Annotated in this window: 15 protein-coding genes and 1 tRNA gene; 11 read left to right on the top strand and 5 right to left on the bottom strand. The window is 73.9% G+C overall.

Annotated elements, in window-relative coordinates:
- Position 1: 1 nt before the first annotated feature.
- Positions 2-1,525: an SDR family oxidoreductase gene (locus FH609_RS21930; RefSeq protein WP_139670252.1), complete on the bottom strand. Its 1,524-nt coding sequence runs from the start codon at positions 1,523-1,525 to the stop codon at positions 2-4.
- 348 nt (positions 1,526-1,873) lie between these two features.
- Between FH609_RS21930 and FH609_RS21925 the strand changes: the two genes are divergently transcribed.
- From FH609_RS21925 to FH609_RS21915, 3 genes are read left to right on the top strand one after another with little or no spacing between them, the layout of a single operon-like run.
- The gene (locus FH609_RS21925) at positions 1,874-2,464 is read left to right on the top strand and encodes a hypothetical protein (protein ID WP_139670250.1); all 591 of its coding nucleotides are present in this window, start codon (positions 1,874-1,876) and stop codon (positions 2,462-2,464) included.
- Between the two features lies 1 nt (position 2,465).
- Complete coding sequence (locus FH609_RS21920) at positions 2,466-3,737, top strand: 4-hydroxybenzoate 3-monooxygenase (RefSeq protein ID WP_139670249.1); 1,272 nt, start codon at positions 2,466-2,468, stop codon at positions 3,735-3,737.
- Complete coding sequence (locus FH609_RS21915) at positions 3,721-4,647, top strand: UbiA prenyltransferase family protein (protein ID WP_226961865.1); 927 nt, start codon at positions 3,721-3,723, stop codon at positions 4,645-4,647. Before FH609_RS21920 ends, FH609_RS21915 begins: the two co-directional genes overlap by 17 nt.
- Positions 4,648-4,688: 41 nt before the next feature.
- Here FH609_RS21915 and FH609_RS21910 read toward each other — a convergent pair whose 3' ends face one another.
- Positions 4,689-5,612 (bottom strand): AEC family transporter, encoded by a 924-nt coding sequence (locus FH609_RS21910; RefSeq protein WP_139670247.1) that lies wholly within the window; start codon positions 5,610-5,612, stop codon positions 4,689-4,691.
- Between the two features lie 207 nt (positions 5,613-5,819).
- Between FH609_RS21910 and FH609_RS32320 the strand changes: the two genes are divergently transcribed.
- From FH609_RS32320 to FH609_RS21895, 3 genes are all read left to right on the top strand, one after another.
- A complete protein-coding gene (locus tag FH609_RS32320; RefSeq protein ID WP_139670245.1) occupies positions 5,820-7,283 on the top strand; it encodes a M28 family peptidase in 1,464 nt (487 codons plus the stop codon).
- Positions 7,284-7,363: 80 nt separating this feature from the next.
- Complete coding sequence (locus FH609_RS21900) at positions 7,364-7,663, top strand: type II toxin-antitoxin system VapB family antitoxin (RefSeq protein WP_122184205.1); 300 nt, start codon at positions 7,364-7,366, stop codon at positions 7,661-7,663.
- Between the two features lie 132 nt (positions 7,664-7,795).
- Positions 7,796-8,509, top strand: a complete 714-nt coding sequence (locus tag FH609_RS21895; protein WP_139670243.1) for a LytR C-terminal domain-containing protein — start codon at positions 7,796-7,798, stop codon at positions 8,507-8,509.
- Between the two features lie 30 nt (positions 8,510-8,539).
- Here the strand turns inward: FH609_RS21895 and upp are convergent, their stop codons facing one another.
- Complete coding sequence (gene upp, locus FH609_RS21890) at positions 8,540-9,172, bottom strand: uracil phosphoribosyltransferase (protein ID WP_139670241.1); 633 nt, start codon at positions 9,170-9,172, stop codon at positions 8,540-8,542.
- Between the two features lie 242 nt (positions 9,173-9,414).
- Between upp and FH609_RS21885 the strand changes: the two genes are divergently transcribed.
- From FH609_RS21885 to FH609_RS21875, 3 genes are all read left to right on the top strand, one after another.
- Complete coding sequence (locus FH609_RS21885) at positions 9,415-9,960, top strand: hypothetical protein (protein ID WP_139670239.1); 546 nt, start codon at positions 9,415-9,417, stop codon at positions 9,958-9,960.
- Positions 9,961-10,006: 46 nt separating this feature from the next.
- Positions 10,007-10,540: a tRNA adenosine(34) deaminase TadA gene (tadA, locus tag FH609_RS21880; protein WP_139670311.1), complete on the top strand. Its 534-nt coding sequence runs from the start codon at positions 10,007-10,009 to the stop codon at positions 10,538-10,540.
- 10 nt (positions 10,541-10,550) lie between these two features.
- Positions 10,551-10,640 (top strand) — tRNA-Ser (locus FH609_RS21875).
- A gap of 69 nt (positions 10,641-10,709) precedes the next feature.
- Here the strand turns inward: FH609_RS21875 and FH609_RS21870 are convergent.
- Positions 10,710-11,543 carry a helix-turn-helix domain-containing protein gene (locus tag FH609_RS21870; protein WP_139670237.1) on the bottom strand — a complete coding sequence of 278 codons (834 nt, stop codon included), beginning with the start codon at positions 11,541-11,543 and terminating at the stop codon, positions 10,710-10,712.
- Positions 11,544-11,712: 169 nt separating this feature from the next.
- Here FH609_RS21870 and FH609_RS21865 point away from each other — a divergent pair, with 169 nt between their 5' ends.
- Positions 11,713-12,771, top strand: coding sequence for an NAD(P)-dependent alcohol dehydrogenase (locus FH609_RS21865; RefSeq protein WP_139670235.1), 1,059 nt, complete (start codon positions 11,713-11,715; stop codon positions 12,769-12,771).
- A gap of 25 nt (positions 12,772-12,796) precedes the next feature.
- Here the strand turns inward: FH609_RS21865 and FH609_RS21860 are convergent, their stop codons facing one another.
- Positions 12,797-13,210 carry a Fur family transcriptional regulator gene (locus tag FH609_RS21860; protein WP_122184209.1) on the bottom strand — a complete coding sequence of 138 codons (414 nt, stop codon included), beginning with the start codon at positions 13,208-13,210 and terminating at the stop codon, positions 12,797-12,799.
- A 305-nt stretch (positions 13,211-13,515) separates the two neighbouring features.
- Between FH609_RS21860 and katG the strand changes: the two genes are divergently transcribed.
- Positions 13,516-15,750: a catalase/peroxidase HPI gene (gene katG, locus FH609_RS21855; RefSeq protein ID WP_139670233.1), complete on the top strand. Its 2,235-nt coding sequence runs from the start codon at positions 13,516-13,518 to the stop codon at positions 15,748-15,750.
- Positions 15,751-15,812: the final 62 nt, after the last annotated feature.

Here is a 15,812-nt window from a genome sequence, read left to right as displayed (position 1 = left end):
GTCAGGGGTGCGCGGAGGCCGGCCGCACGCCGGGGTGCGCGGGGGCGCCCGCCTCGGCGCGCGCCGAGATCTTCCGCACCATGCCGCCGAACACCCAGGCGTGGAACGGTGCGACGGCCCACCAGTAGAGGTGTCCCGCCAGTCCTCGCGGATGGTAGAGCGCCCGCTGCCGGTAGACGGTCCGACCCGCCGCGTCCCGCCCGACGCCCAACTCCAGCCAGGCGTCGCCCGGCAGCCGCATCTCGGCGCGCAGCCGCAGCAGCGAGCCGCGCTCCAGCGCCACCACCCGCCAGAAGTCCAGCGCGTCGCCCAGCCGCAGCCGCACCGGGTCGGCCCGGCCGCGCCGCAGCCCGACACCGCCGAGCAGCGAGTCCAGCCAGCCGCGCACCGCCCAGGCCAACGGCGAGGAGTACCAGCCGTTCTGGCCGCCGATGCCCTCGACCACGCGCCAGAGCGCGTCCGGGGGCGCGTTGACCACCCGTTCGCGCCGGTCGGCATAGAGGCTGCCGCCCGCCCACGGCGGGTCGCTGGGCAACGGGTCGCTCGGCGCGACCCGTTCGGCCGGCGCCACGGTCTCCCCGCCGCCGACCCGGCGGATCGCGCGGCGCAGCGCCAGGTCGATGCCGAGGAACCCGCCGGGCGGCGGCAGCACATAGCAGGTGATGTCCTGCTCGTGACAGACCACCTCGTAGCGCAGCGACTCCACCAGCGGCCGGGCCAGCCGGCTCGGCACCGGCGTGACCAGCCCGACCCAGAGGCTGGACAGCCCGGGGCTGAGCACCCGCACCGGCAGGATCACCCGCCGGGGCAGCCCGGCGTGCAGCGCGTAGCGCCGCATCATGTCCTGGTAGGTGAGCACGTCGGGCCCGCCGATGTCGAACCTGCGGTTGATGTGCTCGGGCAACTGGGCGCAGCCGACCAGCAGATGGAGCGCGTCGCGGACCGCGATCGGCTGCACTTTGGTCCGCACCCAGGCGGGCGTGGTCATCACCGGAAGGCGTTCGGTCAGGTGCCGCAACATCTCGAACGAGGCGGAGCCGGAGCCGATGATCACCGCCGCGCCCAGCACCGCCGTCGGCACCCCGGAGGAGAGCAGGATGCGGCCCACCTCGGCGCGCGAGCGCAGATGCGGGGACAGCTCGTCCTCGGGCACGCCGGGCGGGGTCAGCGCGCCGAGGTAGACGATCCGCCGCACGCCGGCGGCGCGGGCCCGTTCGCCGAAGGTCCGCGCGGCCAGCCGGTCGGTCTCGGCGAAGTCGGAGCCGCCGCCCAGCGCGTGCACCAGGTAGTACGCCACGTCGATGTCGCGCAGCGCCTCGGCCAGCGAGTCCCCGTCGGTCACGTCGCCGCGCGCCACCGAGACCCGGCCGGCCCACGGGCGGCCGCCCAGCTTGGCCGGGTTGCGCGCCAGGCAGCGCACGGAGTGCCCGGCGGCCAGCAGCTCGGGAACGAGCCGGCCGCCCAGGTAACCGGTCGCTCCGGTCACCAGACAGCGCAGTCGCGGTTCGGCTTCGGCCTGCCCCATGGGTGCCTCCGGGTCCGGGCAACGGCGAGCCGCCTGCTGGGTCGCCCCTCCCCCTCATGCTTGGCCGCCGGCCGCCCGGCCGCAAACGGACGGCCGTGCCAGGCCACCGCCGCCGGACCGCCGCCGGACCCCCGCCGGACCGGCCGCCGGACCGGCCGCCGCAACCGTCCGGCACGCCGCGCCGCAAGCGGAACGGCGGCCGTATCGGTTCGCCAGCCCACGCCTGGCACGCCGGCGCGGAAGCGGAACGAATCCTCGGTTGTCTGTTCGTCCGCACCCCTGGGCCGTGACCTCAACGGCGTAGGGACCGTTGGCCCTTTCGTAGCACGGCGGTGAGGAGTGATCAGGATGTCGTTGCCGACGCCGTCGGGTGTCTTCCCCTTGGCTTTTCCGCTCTCCTTCCCGTTGGAGCCACCGACCGGCCGGGTGCGGCCGCTCGTGCACACCAGGGACTTCGCCTCGCCCCTCACGCGGATACTGCTGAGCAGCGAGGGCCAGACCACCACCCTGCTGGAGTCGATGTCCGGAGAATCGTTGCGGCTGCGCTGTCTGGCGCAGTTACGGGTTCCCGCGCGGCAGACCGGCGAGGGCGTCGCCGGACTGCTCGGCGTCCACGAGGACGCCGGGGTGCTGGTCCGCCACACCGCCACCACCCGGCAGGGCGGCGAGCCGCTGTCGGTCAACCACGTGGTGGCCAGGCTCGACCTCGAACCGGCCATCGAGCACTGCCTCACCTCCACCTCGGTGCCGCTGGGCCGGGCGCTCACCAAGGCCGGCACCGGCCATCGGCGCACGCTGCTGGAGACCGGCCGACGCCGCTGGGGCCAGGGCGGCGACGACCGGCCCGCCTGCTACAAGACCTATCTGGTCTGGCACCGCGACGAGCCGCTGGTGCTGATCAACGAGCTGTTCAACCCCTCCTTCGTTCCGGCCGGTTGAGATGACACCTTCCGAGGGAACGCGCGGCGCGGCGCCTGCGGGCACGCGGAGAGGCGCGCGCCGGAGCGCGCGCCGGCTGCGCGCCGAGGTCGGCATCGTGGGCGCGGGCCCCGCCGGCCTGGCGCTGGCCAACGTGCTGACCCGGCGCGGCATCGACTGCGTGGTGGTGGAGCGCGCGAGCAGGGCGCGCGTGGAGGAACGGCAGCGCGCGGGGCTGCTGGAGCACCGCACCGTGCGCTGGCTGCACTCCCAGGGGCTCGCCGACCGGCTGCTGGCCGAGGCCACCCGGCACGGCTGGTGCGACTTCCGCTGTCTGGGGCACACCGTTCGAGTGGACTACGGAGCGTACTCCGGCGGTCACCAACACCATGTCTACCCGCAGCAGAACCTGGTCAGGGACCTCGTCGCCGCGCTGGAGCTGGCGGGTTCACCCCCGCTGTTCTCCCATAGCGTGCGGGCGGTAACGGACATCACCAGCCGACGTCCCCGGCTGGAGTGCGAGGGCATGGAGATCGAATGCGACTACGTGGTCGGCTGCGACGGCTTCCGCGGCATATCGCGTGCCGCGCTGCCCGCCACCGGGCACCGCGCGCACAACCGCCGCTATCCGTACGACTGGTTGACGGTGCTGGCGGAGGTGGACCGGCCGGCGGACGGGGTGCGCTACGCGGTGCACCGCTCCGGCTTCGCCGGGATGATGCCGCGCGGCCCCCGGGTCAGCCGCTTCTATCTCCAGTGCCCGCCGGACGACGCCGTCGAGGCGTGGCCGCGCCGGCGGATCGTCACGGAGCTGCGCACCCGGCTGGCGGACGGCGACCCGGCCGGGCTGCCGAGCATCGGCGCCCTGACCGAGGTGCGCATGTTGCGGATGCACAGCAGCGTTCTCGCGCCCCTGGCGCACGGCCGGCTGCTGCTGGCCGGGGACGCCGCGCATGTGCTGACGCCCTCGGGCGCCAAGGGCATGAACCTGGCGATCGCGGACGCGGCCGCGCTGGCCGAGGCGCTGGTGGCGCGGCTGCGCCGCCGGGACGCCGGGCCGCTGGCCGGCTACAGCACGGCCCGACTGGGCGACGTCCGGCGGGTGTTGGGCTTCTCGGAGTGGCTGCTCGACCTGCTGCACCTGCCGCCCGAGGCGGCCGAGCCGGGCAGGGAGCTGACCGCGCGGCTGGCCGGGATACGCCGGCTGGCGACGCCGGGGCCCGGCGCCTACCGCTTCGCGCACCGCTATGTCGGCTCCGGGGTGCGGGAGTGGTGCGATGACCCTCCTCGTTGAGAACGTCCGCGCGCTGTACGGCTTCTCCCGGGGCACCCAGGCCACGCTCAGCGTGGCCCAGCCGCTGCTGGGGCTGCTGCTCGCCGGCGGCGCGCCGCCGGGCCGGGTGGTGCTGGTGGCGCTGGCCTCGTTCGCCGCGTACTTCGCGGTCTTCGCCGTGAACGACCTGATCGACTGGAACATCGACCAGCAACGCTTCGCCCACCTGCGGGAGTTCGAGGGCTTCGACATCGACAGCGCCGGCGTTCGCCACCCGCTGGCGCAGGGCCGGCTGAGCCTGCCGGTCGCCGCGTCCTGGATCGCCTCGCTCGGCGCGGTGGCGCTGGTGCTGGCCGCGATGATCAGCTGGGTCTGCGTGGTGCTGTTCGTCACGGCGGCGCTGCTGGAGGCGGCCTACTGCAAGCTGGCCCGGGTCACCCCGTACAAGACGCTGCTCACCGGCGTGATGGTGGCGCTCGGCGGCTGCGTCGGCTGGTTCGCGGTGACGGACGCGGTCGACGAGCCGGTGCTGTGGCTCTTCGCGCTCTGGCTCGCTGCCTGGGAGATCGGCGGCCGGAACATCGTCAACGACCTCGCCGACGTGGACGAGGACGTGCACCTCGGGGTGCGCACTGTTCCCGTGGTGTACGGGCGGCGGCGCAGCGGGCTGCTGTCCTCGGCGACGCTGCTGGTGGCGTTCGTGGCCAGCGTCGGGATGACGCTGGGCGCGCTGCCGGTCTTCGGGGTGCTGGGCCTGGCGGGCACGGTGCTGGCCGGCGGCGTCGCGCTGGTCTGCCCGGCGCTGCGGCTGCTGCGCTGCTGCGAACCGCGCACGGCGCTGGCCGTGTTCAACCGCGCCTCCCTCTATCCGGTGGCGGTGCTCGGCTTCGCCCTGCTGGGCCAGGCCGCCCACACCCTGACCGGCCTGTGACGACCGGGTCCGCGCGGCCCCGGCCGGGGCGCGCTGCTGGGCTAGCCCAGCAGCGCGGCGATCACGGTGAGGACCGGGACGGACAGCGCGGTGGACAGCAGCACCGCCTCCCGCGCCAGGCGCAGCCCGACGCCGTAGTGCGAGGCGTAGGTGAACACGTTCTGCGCGGTCGGCAGCGCCACCGTCACCACCACCAGCAGCTGGGCGTCCCGGTCCAGGCCGAAGGCGAGCGTCAACAGCCAGGCCAGCAGCGGCGCGACCAGCGACTTCAGCGCCACGGCCAGCAACACCTGGGCCCGGTCGGGGCCGCGCCCGGGCAGCTCGCTGCCGTGCAGGGAGATGCCGAAGGCGAGCAGCACGGCCGGCACCGCCATGTTGCCGAGCAGCGTCGCCGGCTCCATCAGGGCGGCCGGCGGGGTCAGCCCAGACGCGGCGACCGCGACGCCGGCCAGCGAGCCGAGCACGATCGGGTTGCGGAACGGGGTGGTCAGCCGCCGCCAGGTGCCGACCCGCGCGTCGGCCGGCCCGGCGGTGAGGTCGAGCGTGGTCAACACCACGGGCGAGACGACCAGTTGCTGGAAGAGCAGCACGGGCGCCACCAGCGAGATGTCGTCCAGCACATAGACCGCGACCGGGATGCCGAGGTTGGCGATGTTCACATAGCCGGCGCACAGCGCCCCGACCACGCCGGGCCCGACGCCCCAGCGCCGCGCCACGGCGACCGCGACGAAGACGCCGGCGACCGCGAGGAAGCTGATCGCGGCGGCCAGCAGCCGCGCGGAGAAGAGGGTGGAGAGGTCCGCCTCGGAGACGGTGACGAAGAGCAGCGCCGGGGTGGCGACCTGGAACGCGACCCGGGTGAGCACCTCCCGCCCGCTCCCGCCCAGGGAGCCGCGCCGCCCGAGGAGATAGCCGACGACAATGACGGACGCGATGATCACAAAGCCGGTCAGCACCCCTTGCATGACCGAAACCCTCCGTCCACCGACGATCAGCCGTCAACGAGGGACCGGCTGGCGAGACCGCCGCCGAGGTCGAAGCCGAGGCCGCCGCCGAGGTCCGTTCACGCCCCGGCCGAGCCGGAGAACTTTCCGCCCGGGCCGCGAAACTTCCCGTTACCCCGCGTGAGCCTTAACGGTTTCGATCGCATCTGTCACATAACGTCCCGTCACATGATCGCTTTCGTCGCGACCGCGGCCGCCCTCGCCCTGGTGGTGGCCCCCGCCCCCCTGGGCCCCGCCCCGAACGCCGCCGAGCGCGGCGCCCGGCTCGCCGACCGGATGGTCGCCGACCTCACCGCCGACGACGCGCTGCGCCATCTCGACGCCTTCCAGGCCATCGCCGACGCCTCCGGCGGCCACCGCGCCGCCGGCACCCCGGGCCACGACCGTTCCGCCCGCTACGCCGCCCGGGTCCTGGCGGGCGCTGGCCTCACGGTCACGTTCGAACGCTTCACCTTCCCCTACCGCGAGGCCCTCGCCGAGTCGCTGGCGCTGCTGCCCGCCGAGGACGGCGGCGCCGAGCGGGCGATCCCGGTGCACGCCATGTCCTACACGGGCAACACCGAGGCCGGCGGGCTGACGGCCCCGCTCGTGGAGGTCACCGCGCACGGCACCGGCGGCGCCGGCTGCGCCGCCGAGGACTTCGCGGGCCGCGAACTGGCCGGCCGGATCGCCCTGGTGGAACGCGGCGACTGCACCTTCGCCGCCAAGCAGGCCAACGCGGCGGCCGCCGGCGCCGCCGCCGTCCTGGTCTACAACTCCGAACCGGGCGAACTCACCGGCACCCTGGGCGACCCCGACCCGGCGGCCCTGCCCACCGGCGGCATCGCCCGCGAGGACGGCCTGGCCCTGGCCGCCGCGCTGGCCGAGCGCGCGGCCCCGACCGTCCGGCTCGACCTGCGGGAGCTGGTCGAGGAGCGGGAGACCGCCAACGTCATCGCCGAGACCCCGGGCGGCGACCCGGCCAGCACCGTGGTCGTCGGCGCCCACCTGGACTCCGTGCCCGACGGGCCCGGCATCAACGACAACGCCTCGGGCGCCGCCGGGGTGTTGGCCGCCGCCCTCGCCCTCGACGCGGCCGGGGGCACCGAGGAAGCGGCCGACCCGCCGCACCGGGTCCGCTTCGCCCTCTGGTCCGCCGAGGAGCTGGGGCTGCGCGGCGCCCGCCACCATGTCGACCAGCTCTCCCCCGCCGAGCGCGAGGCGATCGGCCTCTACCTCAACTTCGACATGATCGGCTCGCCCAACCACGGCCTGTACGTCTACGACGGCGCCGACCTCGACCCGCGCTCGGCCGCCGTCACCGAGGACCTGTCCCGCCTCCTCGACGGGGGCGCCGGCACCGCGCGGCCCGTCCCGTTCGACGGCCGCAGCGACTACGCGCCGTTCCTCGACGCCGGCATCCCGGTCGGCGGCACCTTCGCCGGCGCCGAGGGGCGGATGACCGAGGAGGAGGCCGCGCTGTGGGGCGGCACCGCCGGCGAGCCGCACGACCCCTGCTACCACCGGGCCTGCGACACCGTCGCCAACATCGACCGCGCCGGCCTCGCCGCCCACACCCGCGCCCTCGCCGGCGCCGTCGGCCGGTACGCCTGGCACCTTCCCGACCGCGCCGATCCCCCCGACCAGCCCTGACGTCCACCGCCCCGAGTGCCACGCGGCCTTACCACGCCGGGAGGCTGCGGCCGGAGCGCCGCGCCCGGTAGGCTCTCCGTGTGATCTTCAAGCGCATCGGAAACGGACGGCCCTATCCGGACCACGGCCGGGACCACACCCGGGAGTGGTCTGACGTGGCGCCGCGTCCGGTTCGCCTGGACCAGTTGGTGACCACCAAGCAGCAGCTGGACCTGGAGACACTCCTGGCCGAGGACTCCACGTTCTACGGGGACCTCTTCGCCCACGTGGTGAAGTGGCAGGGCGACCTGTATCTGGAGGACGGGCTGCACCGCGCCGTCCGCGCGGCGCTCCAGCAGCGGCAGGTGCTGCACGCCCGCGTCCTGGAGCTGGACGACTGAGCGCCGGCCGGCCGAACGCCGGCCGACTGAGCGCACCGGGCCGCGCCGGGGCCGTTGCCCCGTTCGGGCCGCTTCAGCATTTCAGCTGATCATTTATTGGGCCGAGGCCATAAGTCTGACTACGCTGCCGCCATGAGCATGTTGACGCCCCCCGGCATGGGCGGCAAGAAGTTCCGTGTCACGGGCGACCGTTACCCACGGATGCGCCGCCCGCGCCACCGCCGGCGGGTGTTCGCCGTGCTGGGCTCGGTGGCCGCGCTCGGCCTGCTCGGCTTCGGCACCCTGCAACTCGTCGACGTGTTCACCTCGGACGGGTCCGCCTCCGCCGCCCCCCAGGCGAAGCCGGCGACCGGCCAGGACGACGCCTGCGAACCGGCCTCGGAAGCCGCCGCCGCCGTCGAGCTGCCGGAGCCGGCCGCCGTCACCGTCAACATCTACAACGCCACCACCCGCACCGGACTCGCCCAGGACACCGCCAACGCGCTCGCCGAACGCGGCTTCACCATCGGCGAGGTGACCAACGCGCCCGAGGAGTTGGACGGCCGCGTCGACGCCACGGGGCTGCTGCTCGGCACCGGGGCGGCCAACGAGTCCGGCGCCGTCGACCTGCTCACCACCCAGCTGGCCGGCGCCGAGACCGGCGAGGCCGAGCCGATCACGCCCCCGGCCGACCCCGAGGAAGCCGAGGACGCCGAGGACGCTGACGCGCCGCCGGCCGCCGACCCCGCGACCTCGGTCGACCTGGTGCTGGGCGAGGCGTTCACCGAGCTGACCAGCGCCGACGAGGCCGAGGCGCTGCTCGCCGAACTCACCGCCCCCGGCGCCGAACCCGCCGCGAACTGCTGACGCCCGGAGGAGCCCGGGCCCGCGCCGCGCTCAGGCCAGCCCGTACATCCGGTCCCCCGCGTCCCCGAGTCCGGGCACGATGAAGCCCTGCTCGTTCAGCCCCTCGTCCAGCGCGCCCGTCACCACCGTGACCGGAGCGCCGGACAGCTCGTCCTCCAGCCGCTCGACGCCCTCCGGCGCGGCCAGCAGGCAGATCACCGTCACATCGTCCGCGCCCCTGCGCATCAGCTCGTCGATCGCCACCACCAGCGTGCCGCCCGTCGCCAACATCGGGTCCAGCACATAGACCTGGCGGCCCGACAGGTCGTCCGGCATCCGGTTGGCGTACGTCGACGCCTGGAGCGTCTCCTCGTCCCTGATCATCCCGAGGAAGCCGACCTCCGCCGTCGGCAGCAGCCGCACCATCCCGTCCAGCATCCCGAGCCCGGCCCGGATGATGGGCACCACCAGCGGCCGGGGATGGGACAGCCGCACCCCGGTGGTCGCGGTGACGGGGGTGCGGATGTCCACCTGCTCGGTGCGGACATCGCGGGTGGCCTCGTAGGCCAGCAAGGTGACCAACTCGTCGGCCAGCCGCCGGAACGTGGGGGAGTCCGTGCGCTCGTCGCGCAGCGTGGTCAGCTTGTGCGCCACCAGCGGGTGGTCAACGACATGGGTCCGCATGTGTTCGACAGTAGCGAACGCCTCCGACACTCCGACCGCCGCCGCCGTCTTCCCCCGTTGTGACCCCCCGGTGGACACGGCGAGGTGACGCCGTGGAGAGTGGTGACCGGCAGCGCCGCGATCGAGAACCAGGAACAACACACGCGGACATACCGTTGGCGAACTGCCGAGTTACCCGACAGCGCACCCCTTATCTGCCACGATGCTTAAGGGCACTGCCGAACCGAGTGGGGAGAGTCACGGTGTACTTCACCGCACTGCTCGCGCGGACCGATCATGGTTGGGAAGCGAGTGATACAGAGCTTGACGACGTGGAGAGCCTGGACGAGTTGGCCGAACTGGCCCGCGCGGCCGGGCCGGACGACGAGACGGTGCTCGTCTGCATCGAGCAGGAGGGCGCCTGGTTCGGAGTGGTCCGGGTAGACGGCGAGGACGACCCGCGCGTCTTCGTCTCCGACGCGGCCCGGGCGCTGCGCAGCGCCTACGGCGAGATTCTGCTCACCGACGAACTCCTCGGCCGCACGCCGACGTCCCCCGACGCCCTGGAGCGGATGGTGGACCTCGACGGGACCGAGGACGGCTCCGACGAGACCGAGCAGCTCGACGAGGCGGAGGACCCGGCGGAGGACGGCGCGGAGTCCGTGCCGCGCGGCCCGGTCGGCGACGCCGACCTGCTGAGCGACCTGGGCATCGACACCGCCACCGTGCTGACCCTCAGCCCCGACGACGCCCTGGGCGAGATCGCCGACGCGCTGGGCTGCGCGGACGTTCTGGAAGCGGTCAGGTGACGGCCGGCAGGTGACCGACCCGCTCCGCGACCCCTGGCGCCCGGCGATGCGTCGGGCGCTGGCACAGGCCAGGCTCGCCGGCGCCGCCGGCGACGTTCCCGTGGGCGCCGTGCTGCTCGGCCCCGGCGGCCCGGACGGCCGGCCGCTCGCCGAGCACCACAACGAACGGGAGGCCGACACCGACCCCACGGCGCACGCCGAGATCCTCGCGCTGCGCCGTGCGGCCAGGCGCCTGGGTGACTGGCGGCTGATCGACTGCACGCTGGTGATCACCCTGGAGCCGTGCACCATGTGCGCCGGCGCCGCCGTGCTGGCCCGGGTGGGCCGGGTGGTCTACGGCGCCGCCGACCCCAAGACCGGCGCGGCCGGCTCCCTCTGGGACGTCATCCGTGACCGCCGCCTCAACCACCGCCCCGAGGTCGTCCCCGGCGTCCTCGCCGACGACTGCGCGGCCCTCCTCACCGACTTCTTCCGCGCCCCCGGCGAGCGCCCCGCCCCCGACGGCCCCCCGGCCGGCGCCACCGGCGGCTCCCCGGCCGGTCCCACTACCGGTTTCAACTCACCGCCCCCCGTGGGATAGGCTCTGCCTCGGTAGCGTGTCCGAGCGGCCTAAGGAGCTCGCCTCGAAAGCGAGTGTGGGGGCAACTCCACCGAGGGTTCAAATCCCTCCGCTACCGCCAGCGTTGACCGCCCCCGACCCGGGACCACGGGTCGGGGGCGGTCCCTTTTCGTGCGCGCGGTCGGGGGGCTCAGGCCGGGGCGGCGGCCAGCAGGCGGAGCTTCTCCTCGGCGGCCGATCCCCGGTCCGCCGTGTAGACCACGAGCCGCAAGCCCTCGTCCGCGGGCAGCGCGAAGGTCTCGAAGCGCAGGTCGAACTCGCCCACCGCCTCGTGGCGGAAGCGCTTGGTGCCGTGCCCGTGCCGGTGCAGCAGATAGGCGTCCCAGTGCCGGGCGAACTCCGGTGAGCGCGCCCGCAGTTCGCCGGCCAGCCGGCGCAGCGCCGCGTCCCCGGGGCGGGCGACGGTCAGATGCCGCACGGACGCGGCGACCTGTGGCGCGAGCGTGTCCCAGCGCGGGAGGACGAGCCGCGCGCGGGGGTTGAGGAACGTCCAGCGCGCGAGGTTGCGTTCGCGCCGGGGGAGCGCGGGGAAGTCGTCCAGCAGGACGCGCGCGCCCCGGTTGGCGGCCAGGACGTCCAGGCTCGGCCCGTGCACCAGCGCGGGCGTCCGCAGCGCGTCCACCATGGCGGCGAGCGCCGGGCGCACCCGCTCGGGGCCGACCGGCCCGGCGGCGGAACGGCGCGGGGCGCGGTCCAGCAGCGCGCGGAAGTGGTCGCGCTCCAACGCGTCCAGCCGCAGGACGTTTGCCACGGCGAGGAGCACCTGCTCGGAGACGTCGCCGACGCGGCCCTGTTCCAGGCGGGTGTAGTAGGGCGCGCTGATGCCGGCCAGCGCCGCGACCTCCTCTCGGCGCAGGCCCGGCACCCGCCGAGCGGTGGCCGATGCGGGCAGCCCGGTGTCGGCCGGGTCGACGGCCGCCCGGCGCGAGGTCAGGAACTCCCGCAGCGCTTCGCGCTCCTCCATGACTCCACGGTAGGCGCACCGCCGGCGAACGCCCTCGTCGCCGGGTGACCCCGGCGGTACCAGGCACGAGGGTGTCAGGCGGTCCGTTTCCCAGGAGCGCCGGCGCGTGGTCCGCTGGAACGGACGGGACCGGCCCGAAGGACGGCCCGCACGATCCGACGGAGGCCCCATGAGCACCGAGGTCCTGGCGTTGTCCGCGCCGGCGCCGCACGCGCCCCTCGCCACGACCACGATCCCCCGGCGCACGCCGGGCGATCACGACGTGGTGATCGACATCGAGTACACCGGGATCTGCCACACGGACCTGGCCCTGCTGCGGGAGGAGTGGGGCGCGGGGCCGCTGTTCCCGATGGTGCCCGGCCACGAGATCGTCGGCCGGGTCGCGGAGGCCGGCGCCTCGGTCTCCCGGCACGCGGTGGGGGACCGGGTCGGGGTCGGCTGCTATGTCGACTCCTGCCGCGCGTGCGTCAACTGCGAGGCCGGCGAGGAGCAGCACTGCCTGCGGGGCGAGGTGATCACCTTCGGCGGGCTCGACTATGCCGGCGAGCGGACCTACGGCGGGTACAGCCGGCGCATCGTGGTGGACGAGCGCTATGCGCTGCGCGTTCCGGACGCCCTCGACCCCCGGGGCGCGGCGCCGCTGCTGTGCGCCGGGATCTCGATGTACAACCCGCTGCGGCGCTGGCGCGCGGGCCCGGGGCGGCGGGTCGCGATCGTGGGCCTCGGCGGGCTGGGGCACCTGGGCGTCCAGCTCGCCGACGCGATGGGCGCCGAGGTGACGGTGCTGGGGCGCACGCTGGGCAAGCGCGCCGACGGGCTGCGCCTGGGCGCCGTCGACTACCGGGCCACCGGGGACCCGGCGACCTTCGAGGAGTTGGCGGGCGGCTTCGACCTGATCGTGAACACGGTCGGCGCCGGCGGCGACCTGGACGGCCTGCTGGGCCTGTTGGCGCTGGACGGCGTGCTGGTCAACGCCGGCGTCAGCGTGGCGCCGAGCACCCTCCACCAGCCGGTTCTTGGCGCGATGCGGCGGGTGGTGACGTCGACCAAGAACGGCGGCCTGCGGCAGTGCCAGGAGATGCTGGACTTCTGCGCCGAGCACGGCATCGAGGCCGAGACCGAGCTGGTCGAGGCCGACCGGATCAACGAGGCGCTGGACCGGCTCGACCGGGGCGATGTGCGCTACCGCTTCGTGATCGACCTGGCCACCCTGGCGCCGGGCCGCTGAACGAGGAACGGGACGACCGGCGTCGTCAGGGCGCGCAGTTGGGGCACAGGCCCCGGTAGGTGACCTCGACCTCGGAGACGGTGAAGCCGAAGCGCTCGTCGTCGGGGAGGTCGGCCAGCGGGTTGCCGCTGGGGCGGACGTCGCGGATGGTGCCGCAGCCGGAGCAGACCAGGTGGTGGTGGGGGTGGTGCCCGTTGGGGTCGTACCGCTTGGCGCGCCCGTCGGTGGAGACCTCGGTGACCTCGCCCAGGGAGACCAGCTCGCCGAGGGTGTTGTAGACCGTGGCGCGGGAGATCTCCGGCAGCCGCGCCGCCGCGCGCGCGTGCACCTCGTCGGCGGTGAGGTGCACATGGTCACCGTCGAGGACCTCGGCGACGACGCGTCGCTGGGACGTCAGGCGCCAGCCGCGCCCTCGCAGTCGTTCCAGCAGGTCGCTCATGGGGTTTCACCTATTCACGTCTGGCGGGATACGCGAAGTTAACCAGGGGAAGTCCGGGTTGGGAAGAGGTACGGCCTTGGTGCACTTCTTGACTTGTACTGAGTCCATCGTAGGATCAGGTCCGGTGGTAGCCAAGGGACAGGAAGGCCCCGTGCGGCAGAGACGGCGGCAGAAAACGTTTCCTTCCCGGGTGTGCGCGCCCCGCGCACCCGGCCCTGCGATCCGACAGGGCCGCCGCCCCGGCCGCTCCACCGCCCGCAGTTGCCGACCACCGCGATCCGCCCAGGGCCGGAAGGACTTTTTCCATGTCTGAGAACCATGACGCCGTCGTCGTAGACGCCAAGACCGAGGGCGCGGGCGGGGGTTGCCCGGTCGCGCACGGGCGGGCCCCGCACCCGACGCAGGGCGGCGGGAACCGCCAGTGGTGGCCGAACCGGCTGAACCTGAAGATCCTCGCCAAGAACCCCGCCGTGGCCAACCCGCTGGGCGAGGACTTCGACTACGCCGAGGCGTTCCAGAACCTCGACCTGCCGGCGGTGAAGCGGGACATCGCCGAGGTGCTGACCACCTCGCAGGACTGGTGGCCGGCGGACTTCGGCCACTACGGCCCGCTGATCATCCGGATGGCCTGGCACAGCGCCGGCACCTACCGGATCAGCGACGGCCGGGGCGGCGCGGGCGCCGGTCAGCAGCGCTTCGCTCCCCTCAACAGCTGGCCGGACAACGCCAACCTGGACAAGGCCCGCCGCCTGCTGTGGCCGGTGAAGAAGAAGTACGGCCAGAACCTCTCCTGGGCCGACCTGCTGATCCTGGCCGGCAACGTCGCCCTGGAGTCCATGGGCTTCGAGACCTTCGGCTTCGCCGGCGGCCGCGAGGACGTCTGGGAGGCCGAGGAAGACGTTTACTGGGGCCCCGAGACCACCTGGCTCGGCGACGAGCGCTACACCGGCGAGCGCGAGCTGGAGGAGCCGCTGGGCGCCGTCCAGATGGGCCTGATCTACGTCAACCCCGAGGGCCCCAACGGCAACCCGGACCCGGTCGCCGCCGCCCGCGACATCCGCGAGACGTTCCGCCGGATGGCGATGAACGACGAGGAGACCGTGGCGCTGATCGCCGGCGGCCACACCTTCGGCAAGACCCACGGCGCGGGACCTGCCGACCACGTGGGCGACGACCCCGAGGCCGCGCCGCTGGAGGAGCAGGGCCTGGGCTGGCGCAACACCTACGGCAGCGGCAAGGGCGCGGACGCCATCACCAGCGGTCTTGAGGTCACCTGGACGCCCACGCCGACCCGGTGGGACAACAGCTTCTTCGAGACCCTGTTCGCCTACGAGTGGGAGCTGTTCAAGAGCCCGGCCGGCGCCAACCAGTGGCGGCCGAAGGACGGTGCCGGCGCCGGCACCGTTCCGGACGCCCACGACGCGTCGAAGAGCCACCAGCCGACGATGCTGACCACCGACCTCTCGCTGCGGTTCGACCCGGTCTACGAGCGGATCTCCCGGCGCTTCCTGGAGAACCCGCAGGAGTTCGCCGACGCCTTCGCCCGCGCCTGGTACAAGCTGACCCACCGCGACATGGGCCCGGTCGCCCGCTACCTCGGCCCCGAGGTGCCGAGCGAGACCCTGATCTGGCAGGACCCGCTGCCCGAGGCGACCTTCGCGCCGCTGACCGCCGAGGACGTCGCCGCGCTCAAGGAGCGGGTGCTGGCCTCCGGCCTGTCGGTCTCCGAGCTGGTGTCGACCGCCTGGGCCTCGGCCGCCTCGTTCCGGGGCAGCGACAAGCGCGGCGGCGCCAACGGCGCGCGGGTCCGCCTGGAGCCGCAGCGCGGCTGGGAGGTCAACGACCCGGACCAGCTGGCGAGCGTGCTGCGCACCCTGGAGGGCATCCAGGAGTCGTTCAACGCGGAGCGGGGCGAGGGCCGCGGCGTCTCGCTGGCCGACCTGATCGTGCTCGCCGGCGGCGTGGGCGTCGAGAAGGCCGCGCGGGACGCGGGCTTCGAGGTCGAGGTCCCGTTCACCCCGGGCCGGGTGGACGCCTCGCAGGAGCAGACCGACGTCGAGTCGTTCGCGGCGCTGGAGCCGAAGGCCGACGGGTTCCGCAACTACCTGGGCAAGGACGTCCGGCTGCCGGCCGAGTACCTGCTGGTCGACCGGGCCAACCTGCTCAACCTGAGCGCCCCCGAGCTGACGGTCCTCGTCGGCGGCCTGCGGGTGCTGGGCGCCAACCAGGGCGGCTCCTCGCTGGGCGTGCTGACCGACCGGCCGGGCACGCTGACCAACGACTTCTTCGTCAACCTGCTCGACCTGGGCACCGAGTGGAAGCCGACCGCCGAGGACAACACCACCTTCGAGGCGCGGGACGCGGCCACCGGCGAGGTGCGGTGGACGGGCAGCAGGGCCGACCTGGTCTTCGGCTCGAACTCCGAGCTGCGGGCGCTCGCCGAGGTCTACGCGAGCGATGACGCCAAGGAGAAGTTCGTGACCGACTTTGTCGCCGCGTGGCACAAGGTGATGGACCTGGACCGGTTCGACGTCGCCTGATCGACGCCTGACCGTCGCCGGACCAGCGGTTCCCGCTCGGGTTCCGCCCGGTTCGTTTCGCA

It is taken from the genome of Streptomyces sp. 3MP-14 (assembly GCF_006334905.2).
Classification (GTDB): Bacteria; Actinomycetota; Actinomycetes; order Streptomycetales; family Streptomycetaceae; genus Streptomyces; species Streptomyces triticirhizae.
Note: the sequence above shows the minus strand (reverse complement) of the source record. Positions and strands in the feature narration are given on the sequence as shown.

Coding starts and splice junctions, on each gene's coding strand:
- FH609_RS21865 (WP_139670235.1), top strand. CDS start 11,713: ATGAGCACCGAGGTCCTGGCGTTGTCCGCGCCGGCGCCGCACGCGCCC.
- FH609_RS21930 (WP_139670252.1), bottom strand. CDS start 1,525: ATGGGGCAGGCCGAAGCCGAACCGCGACTGCGCTGTCTGGTGACCGGA.
- tadA (WP_139670311.1), top strand. CDS start 10,007: ATGCGTCGGGCGCTGGCACAGGCCAGGCTCGCCGGCGCCGCCGGCGAC.
- FH609_RS32320 (WP_139670245.1), top strand. CDS start 5,820: ATGATCGCTTTCGTCGCGACCGCGGCCGCCCTCGCCCTGGTGGTGGCC.
- FH609_RS21860 (WP_122184209.1), bottom strand. CDS start 13,210: ATGAGCGACCTGCTGGAACGACTGCGAGGGCGCGGCTGGCGCCTGACG.
- upp (WP_139670241.1), bottom strand. CDS start 9,172: ATGCGGACCCATGTCGTTGACCACCCGCTGGTGGCGCACAAGCTGACC.
- FH609_RS21925 (WP_139670250.1), top strand. CDS start 1,874: ATGTCGTTGCCGACGCCGTCGGGTGTCTTCCCCTTGGCTTTTCCGCTC.
- FH609_RS21915 (WP_226961865.1), top strand. CDS start 3,721: ATGACCCTCCTCGTTGAGAACGTCCGCGCGCTGTACGGCTTCTCCCGG.
- FH609_RS21920 (WP_139670249.1), top strand. CDS start 2,466: ATGACACCTTCCGAGGGAACGCGCGGCGCGGCGCCTGCGGGCACGCGG.
- FH609_RS21895 (WP_139670243.1), top strand. CDS start 7,796: ATGAGCATGTTGACGCCCCCCGGCATGGGCGGCAAGAAGTTCCGTGTC.
- katG (WP_139670233.1), top strand. CDS start 13,516: ATGTCTGAGAACCATGACGCCGTCGTCGTAGACGCCAAGACCGAGGGC.
- FH609_RS21870 (WP_139670237.1), bottom strand. CDS start 11,543: ATGGAGGAGCGCGAAGCGCTGCGGGAGTTCCTGACCTCGCGCCGGGCG.
- FH609_RS21910 (WP_139670247.1), bottom strand. CDS start 5,612: ATGCAAGGGGTGCTGACCGGCTTTGTGATCATCGCGTCCGTCATTGTC.